The following is a 19205-nucleotide window of genomic DNA, read 5'->3' on the forward strand; positions in this document are numbered from 1 at the left end:
TAATAGCGACCCCCTGCCTCTTTCATTGCACAAAAAAACGCCAACGGCAAAATCATGCCGCTGGCGCATCCTTTATTCTTCCACTTTGACCATGCCATATGAAGTGATGGCGTTCCACATCGGTTCGGGGATGTCGAGCTTGCCGACCATTTCTTGCGGAATCGTTTCATGAATTTCCTGTTCCTTGCCTTGCTTCACTTTTTCGGTCCATTCCGGATCGACAAGCGCTTGGCGGCCCATCGCGACGATATCGGCGCCTTCTTCGAGCGCTGCGACGGCATCTTCCGGCTTTTTGACGCTGCCGACCACGACGAACGGCACGCGGCCGTTGATTTGCTTCGACAGGATTTCGACGATGCTGCCTTGCCCGGCTGCCCCGCGCGGCTGCTTCTTGAATTCGAACAACGACACGTGGATGTAATGGATGCCGCCTTGGATCAATTTCTCAACGAGCACTTTTGTTTCTTCAATCGTGTAGCCGACCGAGTCTTCGTTGTTTTCTTCCGGCGACAAGCGGTAGCCGATGATAAAGCTTTCGTCTGCATATTGTGCAGCTACCTTTTTGACTTCGTCCAATACCGCCATCGAGAAGCTCAACCGGTTTTCCAGGCTGCCGCCCCATTTATCTTCGCGCTGATTGAATGTCTTGGAGACGAATTGCTGGATCAAATACGTGTTGGCGCCGTGGATTTCCACGCCGTCAAAACCGGCTTCGATCGCGCGGCGCGTCGTTTCGCCGAAATCGCGGATGATGTCATCAATTTCAGCTTCTGTCAATTCGCGCGGCGTCGGTTTGCCTTCCGGCGCAGGTACGGCACTCGGCGCCACTGTTTCGTTGGCAGCGATCAAGTCCGGCTGGCCTTGGCGCCCGCCGTGCTGCATCTGCAGGATTGCTTTGCTGCCATTCGCTTTCATTTCCTGCGCCAATAACTTCAAGCGCGGCAGGGCTTTGTCGTCAAACCCGATAAATTGGTTCGGGAACGCGATGCCGTTTTCAGAGATCGCGATGCAAGCGGAAACGAACAAACTGCCGATGCCGGATCGGCGGTTGTAGTATTCCAATTCTGCGTCCGACACTGTGCCATCGGGATTTCCGGAATAAGTGGTCATCGGTGCAACGCCCAAGCGGTCCTGCAAGACAACACCGTTCGGCAAGGTAATTTCTTCGAATAAAGATTTATAGTTTGGATTCATGTGAATTCCTCTTTTCTTTGTCTATAGGTATATCAAAATAGCATAGGATTAGGACAACTACAAGAATACCGGCTTGCGGTGTGTAATTTTTGATTCCTTTCCTACTCAGTGGTAAGCTCCTCTACAGACAAATTAGAAGGAGTGTTTTACATGGCACCTACAACTTATAAAGAGATTCACTTGGTCAACCGTCCGGAAGGCATGCCCTCCGACGAGGATTTTAAATTCGTGGAACAAGAGGTACCCGCCCTTAACGATGGCGAAATCCTGTTAAAAACGCTTTACCTGTCGGTCGACCCGTATATGCGCGGCCGCATGCAGGATGCAAAATCCTATATCGCGCCATTCCAGCTGAACGAAGCCATCACCAGCGGCGTGCTTGCTGAAGTCATCGCTTCGGAATCGCCGCAATTCAAGCAAGGCGATATCGTCAACGGCAACCTCAAATGGGGCGAATACAATATTGCAAAAGCGGATGGACTTCAAAAAGTCGACCCATCGGTTGCCCCAATCACGACACGCCTCGGCGTTTTAGGGCTAACCGGCCTAACCGCCTATTTCGGTTTGCTGGACATCGGAAAGCCGCAAGCAGGTGAAACGGTCGTCGTGTCCGGCGCTGCCGGAGCTGTCGGCTCGATCGTCGGCCAAATCGCGAAACTGAAAGGCGCGAAAGCGGTCGGCATCGCCGGCTCGGACGAAAAAATCGATTACTTGATCAATGAACTCGGCTTCGACGCTGCCGTCAATTACAAGAAAGACAGCTTCGAGGCAGACTTGAAAGCCGCGCTGCCGGACGGCGTCGATGTCTATTTCGATAATGTCGGCGGAGACGTTTCAGATGCCGTCATGCGCTTGTTGAACCGCAATGCGCGCATTCCGCTGTGCGGCGCGATTTCTTCCTATAATGCAGCCGGCAAGGACCTTGGTCCGCGCATCCAGACCTCGCTCATCAAAACGAGCTCGATGATGCAAGGCTTCACGCTTGGCAATTACGCGGCCGAGTTCGAAAAAGGCGCAAAAGACCTTGGCCAATGGCTTCAGGCAGGCCAGCTGAAATACGAAGAAACGATTGTCGAAGGCTTTGAGAACACGCCGCAGGCATTCCTCGACCTCTTCAGAGGCACGAACCTCGGCAAACAGCTCGTCAAAGTCGCTGACCCGGAATTCGCTAAATTATAGTAAAAAAAAGCCGTCCAATGGACGGCTTTTTTATTTGCACAAAATGGCATATATATGGAAGCAATCCTTCTATAGATCTTTAAGAAACCGAAAAACCGTCCGCGGAATGAGGAAGATCAACTCCGCCAGGTTCCCTACAAACTCCAGCACATCCCAAATCCAGCCCTTGCTTTTCTTCTCTTTCTTTTTCATCCCGCATCCCCCTTTTAAAAGGTATACGCGGCAATCAACGAAAAGGTTTCATTCGCCCGGCAGGCCTAATGCTTCTGCCAGCAACCGCAGCGTCGCCAGCCGGTTGTCCGCACCGGAAATGTTCGGGATGACGGTGATTTCATCCGCATCGAAGAGCTCCGCAATCCGTCCGATTTCCGCTTTGACGGTATCGGGCGTCCCGATGATCATCCGGCTGCGGTTGCGGGCGATTTTCTCCCGTTCGCTTGCGCTGAAGCCTCGGCGCTCCGCCGTTTCCACCGATGGGTAGTACGGCGGCGGGGTGTCGGATTCCACAAACAGGAGCCACAGGTCGAATGCTTTCGCGAGCTGCTCGGCTTCTTCTTCCGTTTCGGCAACGACGACGAACACCGCAATGATCGTCATTGGCTCCTGTAACAGTTTCGACGGCCGGAAATTGCTGCGGTAGGCGGCAACCGCCTGAACGCCTGCATCCGACGGCTTGGCGAAATGGGCATAGGCGAAAGCGAGGCCGTTCTTGGCAGCGAGCCGCGCGCTGCCTTCGCCGGTTCCGAGCAGCCACATCTCCGGCGCCGTCTCCGTGACAGGCGTTGCGATGAGCTGCCGGAAGCGGTGCGTGCTTTCCGTGTCATCGGTGAAGTATTTCTGCAGATCCTGGAGCTGCTGTTCATACGACACTTTGATGCCCTTGCTTTCATTGAGCGCCGCATTGACGTCACGGTAGCTGCGCGAACGGCCGATCCCAAGGTCGATGCGGCCGGGATGGAGCGCTTCGAGCATGCGGAAATTCTCCGCGACTTTATAGGAACTGTAATGCGGCAGCATGACGCCGCCCGAGCCGATGCGGATGCGCTGCGTCGAAGCGGCCAGCTGCATCATCAGCATTTCCGGCGTGCTGCCGGCGACCGACATCACTTTATGGTGTTCGGCCACCCAGAAGCGCTTGAAGCCGTAGCGCTCTGCAGCCTGCGCGAGCGCCACCGACTGCAGCAGCGCTTCGCGCGCCGTCGCCCCTTCGTCGATCGGCGAGTAGTCGAGTACATTTAATGCAAACACATTTCCCACTCCTGACATTCTCTAATAGCTTATGTCTACCATAATCGGTTTTGCCGCCCCAATGCCAGCAGAACAACTCTCGATTCGGCTGTAAATCAAATAGGCACATAGAGAAAAAGAGCGGCTCAGTGATTCTGAGCCGCTCTTTTTTTCAGTTAACTGGGTGTTTCTCGGAAATACTATCCGCAAGCCTTCAACCAGTTCAATCCACCACAAAATATCGCGCATCCGGATGGGCGAAAACAATCGCCGACACGGAAGCTTCCGGGTCCATCATGTATTCTTCTGTCAACTGGACGCCGATGTCTTCCGGCTTGATCAAGCCGAACAGTTTGGCCTGGTCTTCGAGGTTCGGACACGCCGGGTAGCCGAACGAAAACCGCTGCCCCTGGTATTTCGCAGCAAAACGGTCGCGCATCGAGAAGTCGGTTGCGTCCGGGAAGCCCCATTGGTCGCGGATTTCCTGGTGCACGCGCTCGGCGAATCCTTCTGCGAGTTCGAGCGCCGTCGCCTGCAAGGCATGGCTTTCGAGGAATTTGCCGGCTTCCTTCAGACGCGCCGCCTCATCCCGCACTCCGTGGCCGGCCGTCACTTGCATAAATGCCACATAATCCATTTCGCCGCTGTCCACGGATTTCAAATAATCCGCAAGGCACAGGAACGGCTCTGCCGACTGGCGTGGGAACGTGAAGCGCTCGATTTCGGTCTTGGCATCCGCCGGGCTGTAGATGATGACGTCATCGCCGTCGCTTTGCGCCGGGAAAAACTGGTACATGCCCGACGGTTTCAAGATGCCGGACTGCAAAAAGCCGGTTGCCAGTTCGTGCAGCTCGACCGCGCGCGGATCGCCTTTGGCGAGCGTGTTTTCATTGAACCCTTTCAAGCCGAGGTGATGGCCGATCAGTGTCCGCATATTAACGTACGGATACAAATGCGCCACGGAATAGTCTTTCAGCACATGGCGGCGCAAATCGTGCGGTTTGTAGACCGGCACGTCTGCCCGGACCGTCTTGACCGGACGGACGGCAACTGCCACCGCCTGCTTCGATGCTTTTGCCGCTTCCGAAACCTTGCGTTTTTCCTGCTGGGCGTCGAGCTCATCCAATAGTACGGCTTTCCCGGCGCCGCTCTGCAGGCGGTTTGCCAGATCCAGCCCCTGCATGGCATCTTTTGCGTAGATGACCGGTCCGTCGTATTCCGCGGCGATCTTCGTTTCGGTGAAGCGGCGCGACAGCGCCGCGCCGCCGACCAGGATCGGCACATCGATGCCCGCTTCCTTGAAGTCCTGCGCCGTCAACACCATCTGCTTCGCCGATTTCACCAGGAGCCCCGACAAGCCGATGATGTCCGGGTTCTCTTTCTTGATGACATCGATCAATGTCGCCGGGGTCACCTTGATGCCGACGTCGATGACCTTGAAGCCGTTGTTGCTGAGGATGATGTCGACCAGGTTCTTGCCGATGTCGTGGACGTCGCCTTTGACAGTCGCGAGCACCACTTTCCCTTTGCCGGAATCGTCTGCTGCTTTCTTCTCCATAAATCCTTCAAGGAATGAAACCGCCGCTTTCATGACGCCAGCGCTTTGCAGCACTTCTGCGACAATCAGCTGATTGTCGTTGAACAAACGGCCGACTTCCGCCATCCCTTCCATCAACGGCCCGTTGATAACGTCAAGCGGCGTATCGTACATCTCAAGCGCCTTTTCCAGATCCGGAATGAGCCCTTCTTTCGTGCCTTCTAAAATATAATAAGCCAGGCGCTCCGGCACCGTCTTCGGAATGTCGTCTTCGCTTTTCTCTTTTTTCTTATCGCGGTAGAAATCAGTGAAGTCCGCAAGCGTCTGGTCCGTTGTCGTAAACAGCAGCTCATCCGCCATCTTGATTTCCGCTTCTGGAATCGACGCGTAGCGCTCCAATTTCTCCGTATTGACGATGGCGTAATCAAGCCCCGCCTGCGTGCAATGGTACAAGTAGACCGCGTTCAGCACTTCACGGCCGACCGGCGGCAAGCCGAACGACACGTTGCTGATGCCAAGGATGGTCAAGCTGCGCGGCAGCTTTTCCTTGATCAGGCGGATGCCTTCGATCGTCTCGACAGCCGAGCCGATATATTGCTGATCGCCCGTGCCGACCGGGAAGACGAGCGGATCGAAAATGATGTCTTCCGGTTCGAGCCCCCATTTGCCGGTCAATAATTCATATGAGCGCTCTGCGATTTCGAGCTTCCGCTCGCGCGTCACCGCCATGCCGGCTTCGTCGATCGTCCCGACGACAACGGCCGCGCCGTATTTCTTCACAAGCGGCATGACAGCATCAAAGCGCTCCTCGCCGTCCTCGAGGTTAATCGAGTTGATGATCGCTTTCCCTTGCGAGAATTTCAGCGCCGCTTCGATGACATCTTCATCCGTGGAGTCGATGACGAGCGGCACTTTCACTTTCTTCACGACTTCCTGCATGAACGCCGTCATATCCTCGAGTTCATCGCGGTCCGGGTTCGCGAGGCAGATATCGATAACATGCGCACCGTTCTTCACTTGCGCACGGGCGATTTCCGCCGCTTCCTCGATCTGGCCGTCGATAATGAGGCGCTTGAATTTGCGCGAACCGATGACGTTCGTGCGTTCGCCGATAAACAGCGGGCGCATCGTTTCATCGTATTGCAGCGGTTCGATGCCCGACACGGCATGGCCATGTCCGTCCGCGTCCGGCTTTCTTGGCGCCAAGCCCTCCATCGCTTCCCGCACCGCCTGGATATGGGCAGGCGTCGTGCCGCAACAGCCGCCGACCACATTGAGCCAGCCTTTTTCGGCAAAACCGCGAAGCTTTTTCGACAGCGATTCCGGCGTTTCGTGGTAATGGCCTTCCTCGTCCGGGAGCCCCGCATTCGGGTAGCAGCTGACAAAGCCGTCCGACAGCTCGGACAGCGAACGGATGTGGTCGGTCATGAATTCCGGCCCTGTCGCGCAGTTCAGGCCGACCGACAACGGCTTGATGTGCTCAATCGAAATATAGAACGCTTCGATGCTCTGCCCTGCGAGCGTCGTGCCCATCGGTTCGATCGTGCCGGACACCATGATCGGCAATTCCTTGCCGAGCTCGTTGAACGCCTCTTTGATGCCGATCGTCGCCGCCTTGACATTGAGCATATCCTGGCTCGTTTCCAATAGGATCAGATCCGCTCCGCCTTCGACGAGCGCTTTTGCCTGGACGTAGAAATTATCCTTCATTTCATCGAATGTCACCCCGCCGGTCACCGACAGCGTCTTTGTCGTCGGTCCGATGGCGCCTGCCACAAAGCGCGGCCATTCCGGCGTGGAGAATTTCGCGGCACTCGCTTTGGCTATTTCGACAGCGCGCCGGTTGATCTCAGGCGCCTGGCTGCCAAGGTCGTATTCATCGAGCACGATTGGCGTGCCGCCGAACGTATTCGTGCAGAGGATATCCGCCCCCGCTTCCAAATACGCATCGTGGACGCCTTCGATGACTTCCGGGCGGACGATGTTCAAGTACTCGTTGCACCCGTCGAATTCTTCACCGCCGAAATCTTCCGGCGACAGGTCGGCGTTCTGGATCATCGTGCCCATCGCTCCGTCGATGATGAGGATCCGTTTTTCGAGTTGTTGTTCAATGAGAGGTTTGGACATGGCTGTTATCGCTCGCTTTCTGCAAATCTATTTGTCGGATGTAATCGATCAATTCCACGCACATTTCATAGCGCAAAAACGGCGTGATCAGATAGATGCCGTTGAAGAGCCCGGCTGCGGTATCGATCAACTCCTTGGCAATCTGGATGCCTTCCGCTGTCGCCCGCTCCTTGTCTTCGCCGCATGCGCGCATGCGCTCGAGCGCATCTTCTGACAATTTGATGCCCGGCACTTCATTGTGCAGGAATTCCGAACTGCGGATGCTCGTCAGCGGCATGATGCCAAGGAAGACCGGGGTCTCCAAATGCTTCGTTTCCTCGTAAATTTCAATGATTTTCTCTTTTGTATAGACCGGCTGGGAAATGAAATAATCCGCACCGCTCTCGATTTTCTGTTCCAGACGCTTAACGGCCCGGCTGACGACGCGGACGTTCGGGTTGAACGCCGCCGCCACCGAGAAGTTCGCTTTCTTGCGCAGCGGCTTGCCGGAAAATGAAATGCCTTCGTTGAGCTTCTTGATCAACTGGATCAGTTCCATGCTCGAGACGTCATAGACGCTCGTTGCCCCCGGGAAATCACCCACTTTTGTCGGGTCTCCCGTCACTGCCAATATATCATGCATGCCAAGAGCATCAAGCCCCATGAGATGCGATTGCAGGCCGATCAGGTTGTGGTCGCGGCACGTTATGTGCGCGAGCGGCCGGATATTTTCCTGCTTCAGGATCGAGCCCATCGCCATGTTCGAGATGCGCGGCGAAGCAAGGGAATTGTCCGCCATCGTCAAGGCGTCGATGCCTGCCGCATCCAACGCTTTCGAGCCTTCGATGAACGTGGTGATGTCCAGATGGCGCGGCGTGTCGAGCTCGACAATGATTGTCCGCTCCGTCTTCGCTTTTTCGTGGAGCGGCTTGACGTCCAGCGCTTCCGCTTCGCGGATAACAATCGGCTTTCTCTCTGCCACTTTCTTCTCCGTCACCGGCGCCAAGTTCCGCAGGCGCTTCTTCGTTTCCGCAATATGCTTCGGGGTCGTACCGCAGCAGCCGCCGATCAAGCGTACGCCTTCTTCCCGGAGCAGCAAAGCCGCACGGCCGAAATAATCCGCTTCCGATTCATAGACGATGCGGCCGTCTTCGACGTCGAGCAGGCTCGCGTTCGGGTAGGCGGACAAGAATGCCTTTTTCAGCAGCTCGACGCCTTCGAACGCCTGGATCGTGTGATGGGGGCCAAGGCGGCAATTGACGCCGACAATGTCCGCACCGAGCGATTCCAGTTCCTGCAAGGCGTCGTTCAACAGCATGCCGTTCTGCAGAACGCCCGGTTCGTGCATCGACACTTGCGCGATGAGCGGTGTATCCGTGAGGGTTTTCAAGTGGGTGACGGTCGCTGCCAGCTCTTCGAAGTCGTAATACGTCTCGAGCAGCAGCCCGTCCGGATCGCCGGACAGGAGGTGCTGCGCCTGCTGGTCGACCATCGCGATGATTTCTGTTAGCGTCGCATCGCTTTTCCGGAAGCCCCGGATGCCGCCGATCGTCCCGAAGACGAACTGGCCGCCGGGCGCCGCGGCACGCTTCGCAATTTCAATCGCTGCCCGGTTGATGTCTTTCACCTGCTCCTCCAGCCCGTAGCGCGCGAGCTTATGCGCGTTCGCTCCGTACGTGTTGGTCTGGATGATGTCCGCTCCGGCCCGGATGTAGTCATGGTGGATCTTCTCGATGATCTCCGGACGCTGAATATTCAGCTCCTCGTTGCAGTATTCAATCCCGTACGAATACAGAAGCGTCCCCATTGCGCCGTCCGCCGTCAATACCCTTGTCTTCAACGCTTCCAATAACTTCATGCTGCTCTCCTCCTATACAAATAAAAAAGCCTTCCATAGAAAAAGAAGGCTTTACGATAACATACTCGTTCTTCTTCATCTCTCAGGCATGGAAATGCCTGCTGGATTTAGCACCTGACCGGTAACGGCTGGTTGCTGAAGCGTCATAGGGCCAGTCCCTCGACTTCTCTCGATAAGAATCAATTATTCAATTTTTTATATCCTAAAATATTAACCCCATATCGCCTCCAGGTCAAGGAGATCTGTCTAAAAAGAATGAAATTTCTGTTTATCTTCCTCTTTAAGACATAAATTCGACTCCAGTGCGCTGTCTTTGGCAATGCAGCTAAATCGTAGGAGAAGGCGTTTATCTAATAAAATCCCCTGAAGCGGAAAGACGTATGCAATTTCGGAATCAAAATCTGCCATCAAAATCCGGCCGGCTTCTTCACATTAAAAGCCACATCCTCCATCGTGAATTCGTACCAGGTGAACGGCCCTTCAGCCAAATCCCACGTGACCCCGAGTTCGGAAGGCGTGCGGATTCCGTCCATCGTCCGGTATGCCCGGATGTGGGCTGTGCACGGTACAAGCTCCGCATGCTCATCACTGTCCTTGAAGCGCATCGCCGTCACTTTCAGCAGTTCGCCGCCCTCCCCGAAATGGAAAGTCGCGCGGCCTTTGATCCAGTTGTAGGCCATCGTCGCTTCCGCCGTCCGATCGTCGATTGCGTGCCATTCGACATACCGGCTCAAAGCGGCGGAGGGAAATCCGCTCAGCTCCATTAAATACCGCTGCAGCGAGGACTGGTCGGCTTTCGGATTGCCGCGCGTAGTCGCCATCGGCACCAAGCCGGCCATTTTGATCCGCATCTCCGCCTTGCCTTCCTGAAACACATCCTTACCCGTCACAGAAAGCCCATTGCCCATCTTCATCTTCACTTTCCAGATGAAGCCGGGAGGATCAGAAGTAGTGTATTGCCAAGCTTCTGACGCCATCCATTTTTCCTGGCCGGGCTTGAGTTTCATCCGGCCAGTTTGCTTTGCATACACGCTCCGAATCTCTTCCCTGCCAGAAATGCCGCTCCACTCCATCCACTTCCGGACCGGGGCCGGCAGTGCAGCCAATTGTTCCGGTTCCACCCTCTTCAAAGGCGCCTCCAACTTTCTGAGCGGCGCCGCTTTTAATGATTCAGCCGGCGACTGGCGGTTCGCCCCTTTTACGACAAAGAATGCTGAGGCGAGCACAACAAGCACTGACAACAAGATTCTCATCTCTCCATCCCCTTCCTTTTTCGAAACGGACTTTCACGGACGGGCAGCAGCATCAACGGATTATCGTATCTATACCATACGACATCCAAACCTGTTCTCCTGCAATTTTGTACAGCTGCATGATTCCGCTTCTTTTAATCAGAAGAACCTTATTTCAGGAGATTTTATTCCCCTCTCTTTTTCCTTTAATAGATGAATTTTTCCCACCAAAAAAAGACAGGCTATCGAGAAACCTTCTTTAGATAAGTCATTAAAAAAATGAACTTTTCATCTCGCTTCGGCCGCTTTGGGCATGGCTTTCGCCCAGCCCGTGGACGCGCCGGCGCTGGTTTCGCTCTTTAAAAGCTGATAACTTAATCCGTTTTAGTAGTGCTATCTGAGATATGGAGCAAAACGGCGGAGAAAACCGTACTGTTTCTGCATCGCTTCGCTAGCTTCGAAACATGAAAGGACGCTGCTCCTGTCCCTGCATCGCTGCGCTAGCTTCGGGACATGAAAAACCGTTGCAGCGCTACGCGCTTCGTCGCAAAGTACCGGCCAAATGCTGTTTGGCCGGTACTTGCCTGCGGGACAGCGAGACAGCCGAGACCCCGCAAGTCGCGTAAGCGACTGAGGAGGCTTGGCGCTCGCCCGCGGCAAAGAGATGGCTCTAAGGAAGTTTGAGCCATCTCTTTGCGACGAGCGCATAGCGCGCAGGAGCACAGGGGTTTTACGAAGCTGTTTTGCGGAATATCGATTAAGAGACAAGTATTTTATATCTTTCTCAACAAGTTAAAAAAAGACAGGTGCATACCTGTCTTTTTTCATTTTCTAATCTCCCCCGTAAACATCCGCTTCGGTATGGAAGCCGTCCGCAATGACGGTCTCCCGGATATTGCCTTCATCGACCGCCACCGGTTCGAGCAAGACGGACGGCACTTCGCTTTTGCCGTTGTTGATGCTGTCGATGGCGCTGAACTCATTGCCTTTGGCCAGGTGGACGGCAAGTGCCGCCACCCGCTCCGACAAGGTCTGAATCGGCTTGTAGACGGTCATGGTCTGCGTGCCGCTGACAATGCGCTGCACGGCTGCCAGCTCAGCGTCCTGTCCGGCGACAGGAATTTCCCCGTCCAGCCCCTGGACCTTCAGTGCCTCAACGGCTCCGCCTGCTGTCGCATCATTCGCTGCAATGACGGCGTCAATCCGGTTGCCATTGGTCTCCAGCGCTTCGGACATGTTGGCAAAAGCATTTTCAGGCGCCCAGTCCTCGGTCCATTGGTCATAGACGATGCGGATATCGCCGCGATCGATGGCCGGCTGCAGCACCTTGAACACCCCTTTTTTCAGCAAATGGGCATTGTTGTCAGTCGGCGCCCCGCCGATAAAGACGTAATTTCCCTTCGGCACTTTTGCGAGCATCGCTTCTGCTTGGATCTCCCCGACTTTTTCATTGTCGAACGAGACGTACAGATCGATCTCGGCGTTTTTGACGAGCCTATCATAAGCGATGACTTTGATGCCTGCTTTATGGGCTTTATGGACGATCGCTGCTGTCGCTTCGGCATTATGGGGAACGATGACGAGCAGGTCGATGCCCTTTTGGATCATCTCTTCGGCTTGGGCGATCTGGCGCGCGTCGTCGCCATTCGCTGCAGTGATCTCCACCCGGACTCCGTGCGATTCGACCGCCTGGCGGAACAAGTTGCGGTCTTTCACCCAGCGTTCTTCTTTCAGCGTATCCATTGCGAAGCCGATCTTCAGCGGCTCGTCGGCTTCGGCAGCCACAGGTTCTTTCACCGCTTTTTTCACGACAGCTTCATCATCTGTGCAGGCCGCAAGCAAAAAGCCCAGCAGCACGAAAAGCCATAACCACTTCATGCGCTTCATGTCGCGGCCTCCTGGGTATCTGGGGCATTCAGCATCCCTTTGCGGTATTCCTTCGGCGAGACGCCGTTCATTTTCTTGAACACTTTGCTGAAATAATTCGGTTCGTGGTAGCCGACTTCCAAGGAAATCTCCTTCAAGCTTTTTTCCGGGTCTGCCAACAGCTTTTTCGCTTTCTCGATCCGGCTCTCCGTCAGGAAATCGATGTAATTGATCCCGAGCTTTTCCTTGAACATCTTGCTGATGTAGATCGGGCTCAGATCGACTTTCCGTGCAAGCGCATCGAGCGAGATGTCTTCATGCGAATGCTCCATGATGAACTGCTTGATCTGCTGGATCTTGTCGACTTCCAGCCGGCTGTGGTGCTCCGTATACGCCGCCTTCAGGCCATCCGCCAGCTTGCGGGTTTCCAGAATCAATTGCCGGTGGTCGTTCGCCGCAACCGAGTAAAACGGTGCTTCCACCTCGATTCCCATCTCTCCCATGAGCCGCGCTGTGATCCACAGGAATTCCAGCGACCGCTGCTGCGTCTGCAGCGCGTTTTCGCCGGTCCGCTCCATTTGCCGGATCAGGTCGAGGACGAGCGTTTCCACGGTCTCCCATTCGCCCAGGCGGACAAAGTCGAGCAAGCGCTTTTCTTCGTGCTTGATGGCTGAAATCCCGCCCGGATTGCCCCCTGCCAGTTCATCCGAATAAAACCGGTAGCGCGACGGCACCTTCAGATCCATCGTCGCGATAAGCGATTTCTGGTAGGAATTCCGGATGTCGCCGAGCGGCCCGCACACATCGCCGATGCCGACAAACCAGCCTTCCTGTTCTTTCGTTCGCGACACCGCTAAGATCTCCTTCGCAAGGCCGATCGCCTGCGAACGGAAGGATTGCGCCGGATCCCGGAAGACGACGAGCGGCAATTGGTTGCCGTAGCAGGCCCCGATCCAGGAATTGCTCCGGCGGCGGACGCGTTCCTTGATTTCCGGATAGAAGCGTTCCGTCCCTTCCGGCACCAGCACAGTCATGACGAATTTTTCTTCTGCCGGCGGATTGTCAAGCATGCCGACGAGCAAGTCGATATGCACTTCATGGACATGGTCGAACAGCAGCTGGGTGACGATATCGGTCTCGACGATGGCCAAGGCTTTTTGGAAGGCCGCCTGTTCCTGCTGCCGTTCAGCGTTTTCCTGCTCCCGCTGCTTCAGCCCTTCGAACAGCCGGCCGGCGGTTTCGGCGATTTCACTCGCTTTGCTCGGCTTGAGCAGGTAGTCTTTGACGCCGAGCTTGATTGCCTGGCGGGCATAGTCGAATGTATCAAATGCCGTCACCATGACAAATTGAGTGCGGGGGTGGAGGCGCTGGATTTCTTCGACCGCTTCCAGTCCGCTCATTCCCGGCATCATGATGTCCATGAACACCACGTCCGGCTGCCATTCTGCAGCCAGTTCAACAGCGGCCCGGCCGTTTTTCGCCTGTCTGACCTCCAGCTCTTCGAAGGCATGCTGGAGGATGGCCTGCATGCCTTCGCGTTCAATCGGTTCATCATCAACAATCAGGAGTTTAACCATGTTTCTCAGCCTCCATTACTTTTGGCAATTTCAACGTAATTTTTGTTCCGGCACCTTCCGCGCTGCTGATTTCCACCACATCTTCGCGGCCGTAGAACAATTGAAGCCGCTTGACCACATTGGCGAACCCGATGCCGGTCGAATGCCCTTCTTTCGGCACAATGCCGCCGCTGAGCAGTTCCTCGCGCTTTGCTTCGCTCATCCCTTTGCCATTGTCTTCGATTTCCACATGCACGCATTCCCCGGCATCTTTCACGCGGAACCACACTTCGCCGCCTTCTTCCTGGGGTTCGATCGCGTGGATCACCGCATTTTCAATGAGCGGCTGGAGCGTCAGGCTCGGCACCTGGTAAAGGAGCGCCGCCCCGTCAAGCTCCGCATGGAATTTCAGGCGGTCGCTGAAGCGCGCTTTCTGGATTTCCATGTACTGCTTCAGCACATAGGCTTCTTCATGCAGCGTCACCGCGTGGTCGAGCCGCTTCAAGTTATAGCGGAGCAGGCCTGCAACACTGACCAAGAGATCGCTCGTTTCTTCCGCACCGTCGAGGTAGGCTTTTTTCGAAAGCGTATTCAATGTGTTGAATAAAAAATGCGGGTTGATCTGGCTTTGCAGGTTCCGCAGCTGGCTCTGCTGCAGCAGCAATTTGCTTTCCTGCAGCTCGCTCTCCAGCTGGGCTTTCTGCTGGATTTCCAAGATCAGTTTATTGATATTGCCGCGCATATGGTCGAACGTTTTCGCCAGGAATGAAATCTCGTCATTCGAATCGACGCGGATCGGCTGGTCGAAGCGGCCTTTTGCCAGTTCATTCGCCGCTTTTGTCAATTGATGCACCGGCTTTGTGATGCTGAGGGAAAATAAATACGTGAAAAGGAGCAGCAGCACCGTAATGAGCGACAGCAGCCAGACGCCGAGCGTGTTCAGCTCTTCCGATTGCTGGATGATGCCGCGGTAGAACCGCTCATAGGTCTGCAGTTCTGCGTTGAAGATCGAAAGGGTCGTTTCGGATATATAAATCGAAATCCGGTTCGCTTCCGTGAATTCGGCCGTCGCGGCCTCGCCTTCACCTTGGCTGCGGAAGGCAATCGCCCGGTCCACGGTTTCGATGAAGCTTTCGATCATATTGCTGTAATTCGTCAAGGCGAATTCGTTTTCGACATTGCGGAGCTTGAATACCGATGACTGGGCATCGAGCAGGCGGTCCTTGCTCGCTTCGAGCCGCGAGCCGGCTTCTTCTGTCGGCTTCACCAAAAAGTCGTTGAGGTCCGTCACCGTTTGCCGGCTGGCATTCGTCACTTCGTGCATCTGCAGATAGCGCTGCAGAATATCGTTGTACTGCCCCTGCATTTTCTGATTATAGAAAGTGAGTGCGAGCCAAATGGCCACCATCATGACGATGACGACGCCCGCTAGCGTCCATATTTTTTTCTGGATTGTATTCACGGCTGCATGGCATCCCCTTCCACAATGCGGATGTCCGTAATATAGCCTTCTGAATCGAGCGGCACGACTTCATTGCGCAGCCACTTCATCATCAGCGCCACGCTCCGCTCGCCCATCTCTTCCGGCGACTGCTGGATGATGCCGTCCAGTTTGCCTTCCGCCAGAAGGTCCGCAGCATTGGATCCGTCGTCGAACGAGTAGATGTGATAAGGGTCCAATTGCGAGCGCCGGCTGATTTCCTGCATCATCGTGCCGGCCTGGTGGGCATTCAATGCGATGAATGCATCGACCCCTGGGTATTTATTGAGCGCATCTTGAGCCGCAGCGATGATTTCTTCGTCAGAAGCGCCGCTTTCCATATAAGCGGAAGCGATGCCGGAATAGCCTGCAAGGCTTTCTTCCACGCCTTTCAAGCGGAGCTGCTGGCTGTATTCGCGTTCACTGTCGCCAAAGAGTACGACTTGCCCTTCCGGTCCCATATCGCGCACCAATTGGTCTGCTAGCAGCTTCCCTGCTTCGTAATGATCGGAACCGACATAGGTTTTCCGCAGGCTTTTTTCCACCGGCACGTCATTGGCGACTGTGATGACCGGAATCCCGTAGGAAGCCGCCTTGATCCGCGTCAATTGCTGGAACTCTTCCGTATCGAGCCCTTGCACAATGACTCCGTCGACTTTTGAATGCAGGGCGATTTCCACCTGCTTCAGAAAATCGTCCTGGTTATTGCCATAGCTGCCCCAGACTTCAAGGCTGACCCCTTCTTGCATGGCCTGTTTCCCGGCGCCTGCTCCGACTTGTTTCCAAAACGGCGTATCCAGCTCCTGGGTGATGAGGACGAGGCGGAACCGCTCCCCTTCCGTTTCGACCGCTGCCGGCAGCTGCCAGTCAGACCTGAACGCTTTGTTCGCTGAAAGAAGTGTAAAGAACCCAAGGATGGCACAGAGCGAGCAAAGGACAATGATGACTTTTCTTCTCACGTTTCGCTCCCCTTTTTTCGTGTTGGACTTCCACCATCTTACCACTTAATGGAATATTCTCAATATGCGTAATTTGTACTTAAAATCATCATTTCTTAGATTGCTTCGGCGCTTTGGGCATAGCTCCCGCAAGAAGCCCGTTTGCGCCAGCGCTGGTTTAGCTCATCAAAAGCCGGCAACTATACACATGATTGCGATGCTCCCTGAGAGATGAAGCAAGATAAATTTTTCTACGCATAAAGCACCTTCGGAGTTCGAAGGTGCCCGCTTTTGGTTGTATGGAAATTATGCCCGCTGCTTGCGCGTCATGACGTCGAAAATGACGGCTGCGGCCAAAACGGCGCCGCGGATCATGTATTGGTACGAAATGCCGACGCCGAGCAAGTTCATGCCGCTCGACAGCGAGGCCATGACGATCGCGCCGATGATGGCGCCGGTCACTTTCCCCACGCCGCCGGCCGACGAGACGCCGCCGACATAAGCGGCCGCGATCGCATCAAGCTCGAACAAGGTTCCGGCAGTCGTCGTTGCCGACTGCAGACGCGCTGTAAAGAGGATGCCGGACAATGCCGCAAGCATCCCCATCGAACCGAAGACGATCAGCGTGATCTTGGTGACGTTGATGCCGCTCAGATGCGCCGCTTCCGGATTGCTCCCGACCGCATAAATATTGCGCCCGAGCACCGTTTTGGTCGTCAGGAAATGGTAGATGACGACGATGAGCAGCATGATGACTACGGTCCACGAAAACCCGTTATAGCCCGCAAGCACCCAGGTGATATAGCCGATAATGAACGACACGAACACCAATTTGAAAATGAAAATCTGCGGTGAAATCACCTCAAAGCCATATTTCACTTTGTTGCGGCGGTTCGATAATTCGCTGTAAATATAAAGGACGATTCCGATCAAGCCGACGATCAGCGACAGTAAATGCAGCCCGTTCACTTCCATGAGCGACGGAATAAAGCCGTTGCCGAGGGCATTGAACAGATCATCGTTGACGATGATCGTCCCCGTCGATTCCGTGACGTTCAATAGCGCGCCGCGGAAAATCAGCATGCCGGCAAGGGTCGCCACAAACGATGGAATCCCGATTTTCGCCACCAGGAATCCATTGAACAAGCCGATGATGATGCCGAACACTAAGACGATCGGAATGACGATCCACACGGACAAGCCCATCTGCGTCAAGAAGATCGCCGCTACCGCGCCGAGAAAGCCGGCGACAAAGCCGACGGACAAATCGATGTGGCGGATGACGATGACCAGCGTCATCCCGACCGCAAGCACCGCGATATAGCCGGCTGAATCGAGCAGGTTGCTGATGTTCCGTGAGGAGATGAACAAGCCGTCCGTCATGATGGCAAACGTCAGCATGATGACGAACAAGGCGATGTACATGCCGTAATCGCGGATGTTCGACTTGATCAGGTGTTTCGCTTCATTTAAAAATCCCATAAATAATTACCCCCTATTGCGTCGCCAGCTCCATGATGGCTTCTTGAGTCGTTTCTTCTTTTGACAATTCGCCTTTGATCGCGCCTTCCGCCATCACGTAGATGCGGTCGCTCATGCCAATGATCTCGTTCAATTCGGACGAGATCATGATGATGCTCAGCCCTTCGCGGATCAATTCGTTCATGATTGTGTAGATCTCGAATTTCGCGCCGACGTCGATGCCGCGCGTCGGTTCATCAAGGATCAAAATCTTCGGCCCCGTAAACAGCCATTTGCCGAGCGACACTTTCTGCTGGTTGCCGCCGCTCAGGTTGCCGACCAGCTGCTCGAGCGAATTCGCTTTGATGTGCAGGCTGTCCTTGTAGGAAGCGCCCACTTTCACTTCTTCGTTCAGGTTGAGGACGCCGCGCGAGGAAATCCCTTTCAAGTGGGCGGCGGTGACATTGCTTTTGATATCCTTGATCAAGAACAGCCCGTTGCCTTTCCGATCCTCCGTCACATAGGCGATGCCCGCTTTGATGGCGTCGCTCGTATGCTTGAACGATGCGCGCTGGCCGTTGACCTTCATCTCGCCCTGCAGTTTATAATTCTGCGGGTTGCCGAAAATGCTGAGCGCCAGCTCCGTCCGGCCCGAGCCCATCAATCCCGCTACGCCAATAATCTCGCCTTGCTTGACATGGATGTTCGCGCCTTTGACGACTTGGCGGGCAAGCTGGGGATCGTACGCCGACCAATCGTTCAACTCGAGCACCGTTTCGCCGACTTTATGGTCGACGCGTTTCGGATAGATGTCCTCGATTTCCCGCCCCACCATGTTCTTGATGATGACGCTTTCGGAAATCTCCCCTTTATGGGCATCCAATGTACAGATCGTCTTTCCGTCCCGCAGGATCGTCGCCTTGTCGGCGATCGAAATCACTTCTTTCAACTTGTGGGAAATCATGATGCACGTGATGCCCTGTGCTTTCAATTCCTTCAATAGCTCCAATAAATTCTCGCTGTCGTTCTCGTTCAGCGCCGCGGTCGGTTCATCGAGGATCAGGAGCTTGACGTTCTTGCTGAGCGTTTTGGCGATTTCCACCAATTGCTGCTTGCCCACGCCCAGATCCTTGACCAGCGTTTCCGGGTCCACATTCAGCTTCACTTTTTTCAGCATCTTCGACGCCTGGACGATGGTTTCATTCCAGTCCACGAACGGCCCTTTGCGGATTTCGTTGCCGGCGAAGATGTTTTCATATACCGTCAAATCTGGAAACAGTGCGAGTTCCTGGTAGATGATCGCGATGCCCGCTTTGACGCTGTCGTTGATTTCGTTGAACTGCTGAATTTGCCCTTCGAAGACGATGTCCCCTTCATACGTGCCGTACGGATAGACGCCGCTCAATACTTTCATCAGCGTCGATTTCCCTGCCCCGTTCTCGCCGATCAGGCAGTGGATCTCTCCGCGTTCCACCTTGAAGTTCACATCATCCAGCGCCTTGACGCCTGTAAATTGTTTCGTGATGCCGTTCATCTCTAAAATATAATCGCTCATCTCTTCGCCTCCCTTG

General features: G+C 54.8%; 13 protein-coding genes and 1 riboswitch. Of the genes, 1 reads left to right on the forward strand and 12 read right to left on the reverse strand.

The annotated features are described in order from the left end of the window. Positions 1 to 72: 72 nt before the first annotated feature. On the reverse strand, positions 73 to 1194 hold the full coding sequence (locus ACFSDB_RS09605) for an NADH-dependent flavin oxidoreductase (RefSeq protein ID WP_204892080.1): 1122 nt from the start codon (positions 1192 to 1194) through the stop codon (positions 73 to 75). A 150-nt stretch (positions 1195 to 1344) separates the two neighbouring features. On the opposite strand from ACFSDB_RS09605, the gene ACFSDB_RS09610 reads away from it, so the two are divergent. Beyond that, positions 1345 to 2373 (forward strand): NADP-dependent oxidoreductase, encoded by a 1029-nt coding sequence (locus tag ACFSDB_RS09610; RefSeq protein WP_204892081.1) that lies wholly within the window; start codon positions 1345 to 1347, stop codon positions 2371 to 2373. 69 nt (positions 2374 to 2442) lie between these two features. Here the strand turns inward: ACFSDB_RS09610 and ACFSDB_RS09615 are convergent, their stop codons facing one another. The 11 genes from ACFSDB_RS09615 to ACFSDB_RS09665 form a co-directional block, all read right to left on the reverse strand. After that, positions 2443 to 2565 carry a hypothetical protein gene (locus tag ACFSDB_RS09615; RefSeq protein WP_377339894.1) on the reverse strand — a complete coding sequence of 41 codons (123 nt, stop codon included), beginning with the start codon at positions 2563 to 2565 and terminating at the stop codon, positions 2443 to 2445. Positions 2566 to 2613: 48 nt separating this feature from the next. Beyond that, positions 2614 to 3621, reverse strand: coding sequence for an LLM class flavin-dependent oxidoreductase (locus tag ACFSDB_RS09620; protein ID WP_204892082.1), 1008 nt, complete (start codon positions 3619 to 3621; stop codon positions 2614 to 2616). 202 nt (positions 3622 to 3823) lie between these two features. Continuing rightward, positions 3824 to 7264, reverse strand: coding sequence for a methionine synthase (gene metH, locus ACFSDB_RS09625; protein ID WP_204892083.1), 3441 nt, complete (start codon positions 7262 to 7264; stop codon positions 3824 to 3826). Next, the gene (locus ACFSDB_RS09630; RefSeq protein WP_204892084.1) at positions 7245 to 9101 is read right to left on the reverse strand and encodes a bifunctional homocysteine S-methyltransferase/methylenetetrahydrofolate reductase; all 1857 of its coding nucleotides are present in this window, start codon (positions 9099 to 9101) and stop codon (positions 7245 to 7247) included. The genes metH and ACFSDB_RS09630 overlap by 20 nt, the downstream gene beginning before the upstream one ends. A 72-nt stretch (positions 9102 to 9173) precedes the next feature. After that, positions 9174 to 9280: riboswitch (SAM riboswitch) on the reverse strand. Between the two features lie 228 nt (positions 9281 to 9508). Then, positions 9509 to 10354 carry a DUF6544 family protein gene (locus tag ACFSDB_RS09635; protein ID WP_204892085.1) on the reverse strand — a complete coding sequence of 282 codons (846 nt, stop codon included), beginning with the start codon at positions 10352 to 10354 and terminating at the stop codon, positions 9509 to 9511. Positions 10355 to 11164: 810 nt separating this feature from the next. Continuing rightward, positions 11165 to 12220, reverse strand: coding sequence for a D-xylose ABC transporter substrate-binding protein (xylF, locus tag ACFSDB_RS09640; RefSeq protein ID WP_204892086.1), 1056 nt, complete (start codon positions 12218 to 12220; stop codon positions 11165 to 11167). Continuing rightward, positions 12217 to 13776 (reverse strand): response regulator, encoded by a 1560-nt coding sequence (locus ACFSDB_RS09645; protein ID WP_204892087.1) that lies wholly within the window; start codon positions 13774 to 13776, stop codon positions 12217 to 12219. Before ACFSDB_RS09645 ends, xylF begins: the two co-directional genes overlap by 4 nt. Continuing rightward, complete coding sequence (locus ACFSDB_RS09650; RefSeq protein WP_204892088.1) at positions 13769 to 15217, reverse strand: sensor histidine kinase; 1449 nt, start codon at positions 15215 to 15217, stop codon at positions 13769 to 13771. The genes ACFSDB_RS09645 and ACFSDB_RS09650 overlap by 8 nt, the downstream gene beginning before the upstream one ends. Beyond that, the gene (locus ACFSDB_RS09655) at positions 15214 to 16194 is read right to left on the reverse strand and encodes a sugar ABC transporter substrate-binding protein (RefSeq protein ID WP_204892089.1); all 981 of its coding nucleotides are present in this window, start codon (positions 16192 to 16194) and stop codon (positions 15214 to 15216) included. The genes ACFSDB_RS09650 and ACFSDB_RS09655 overlap by 4 nt, the downstream gene beginning before the upstream one ends. Before the next feature lie 285 nt (positions 16195 to 16479). Continuing rightward, a complete protein-coding gene (locus ACFSDB_RS09660) occupies positions 16480 to 17655 on the reverse strand; it encodes a sugar ABC transporter permease (RefSeq protein ID WP_204892090.1) in 1176 nt (391 codons plus the stop codon). A gap of 13 nt (positions 17656 to 17668) precedes the next feature. Next, the gene (locus ACFSDB_RS09665) at positions 17669 to 19189 is read right to left on the reverse strand and encodes an ATP-binding cassette domain-containing protein (RefSeq protein ID WP_204892091.1); all 1521 of its coding nucleotides are present in this window, start codon (positions 19187 to 19189) and stop codon (positions 17669 to 17671) included. Positions 19190 to 19205 lie beyond the last annotated feature (16 nt).

Source organism: Planococcus chinensis (assembly GCF_042681545.1).
GTDB classification, from domain to species: Bacteria; Bacillota; Bacilli; order Bacillales_A; family Planococcaceae; genus Planococcus; species Planococcus chinensis.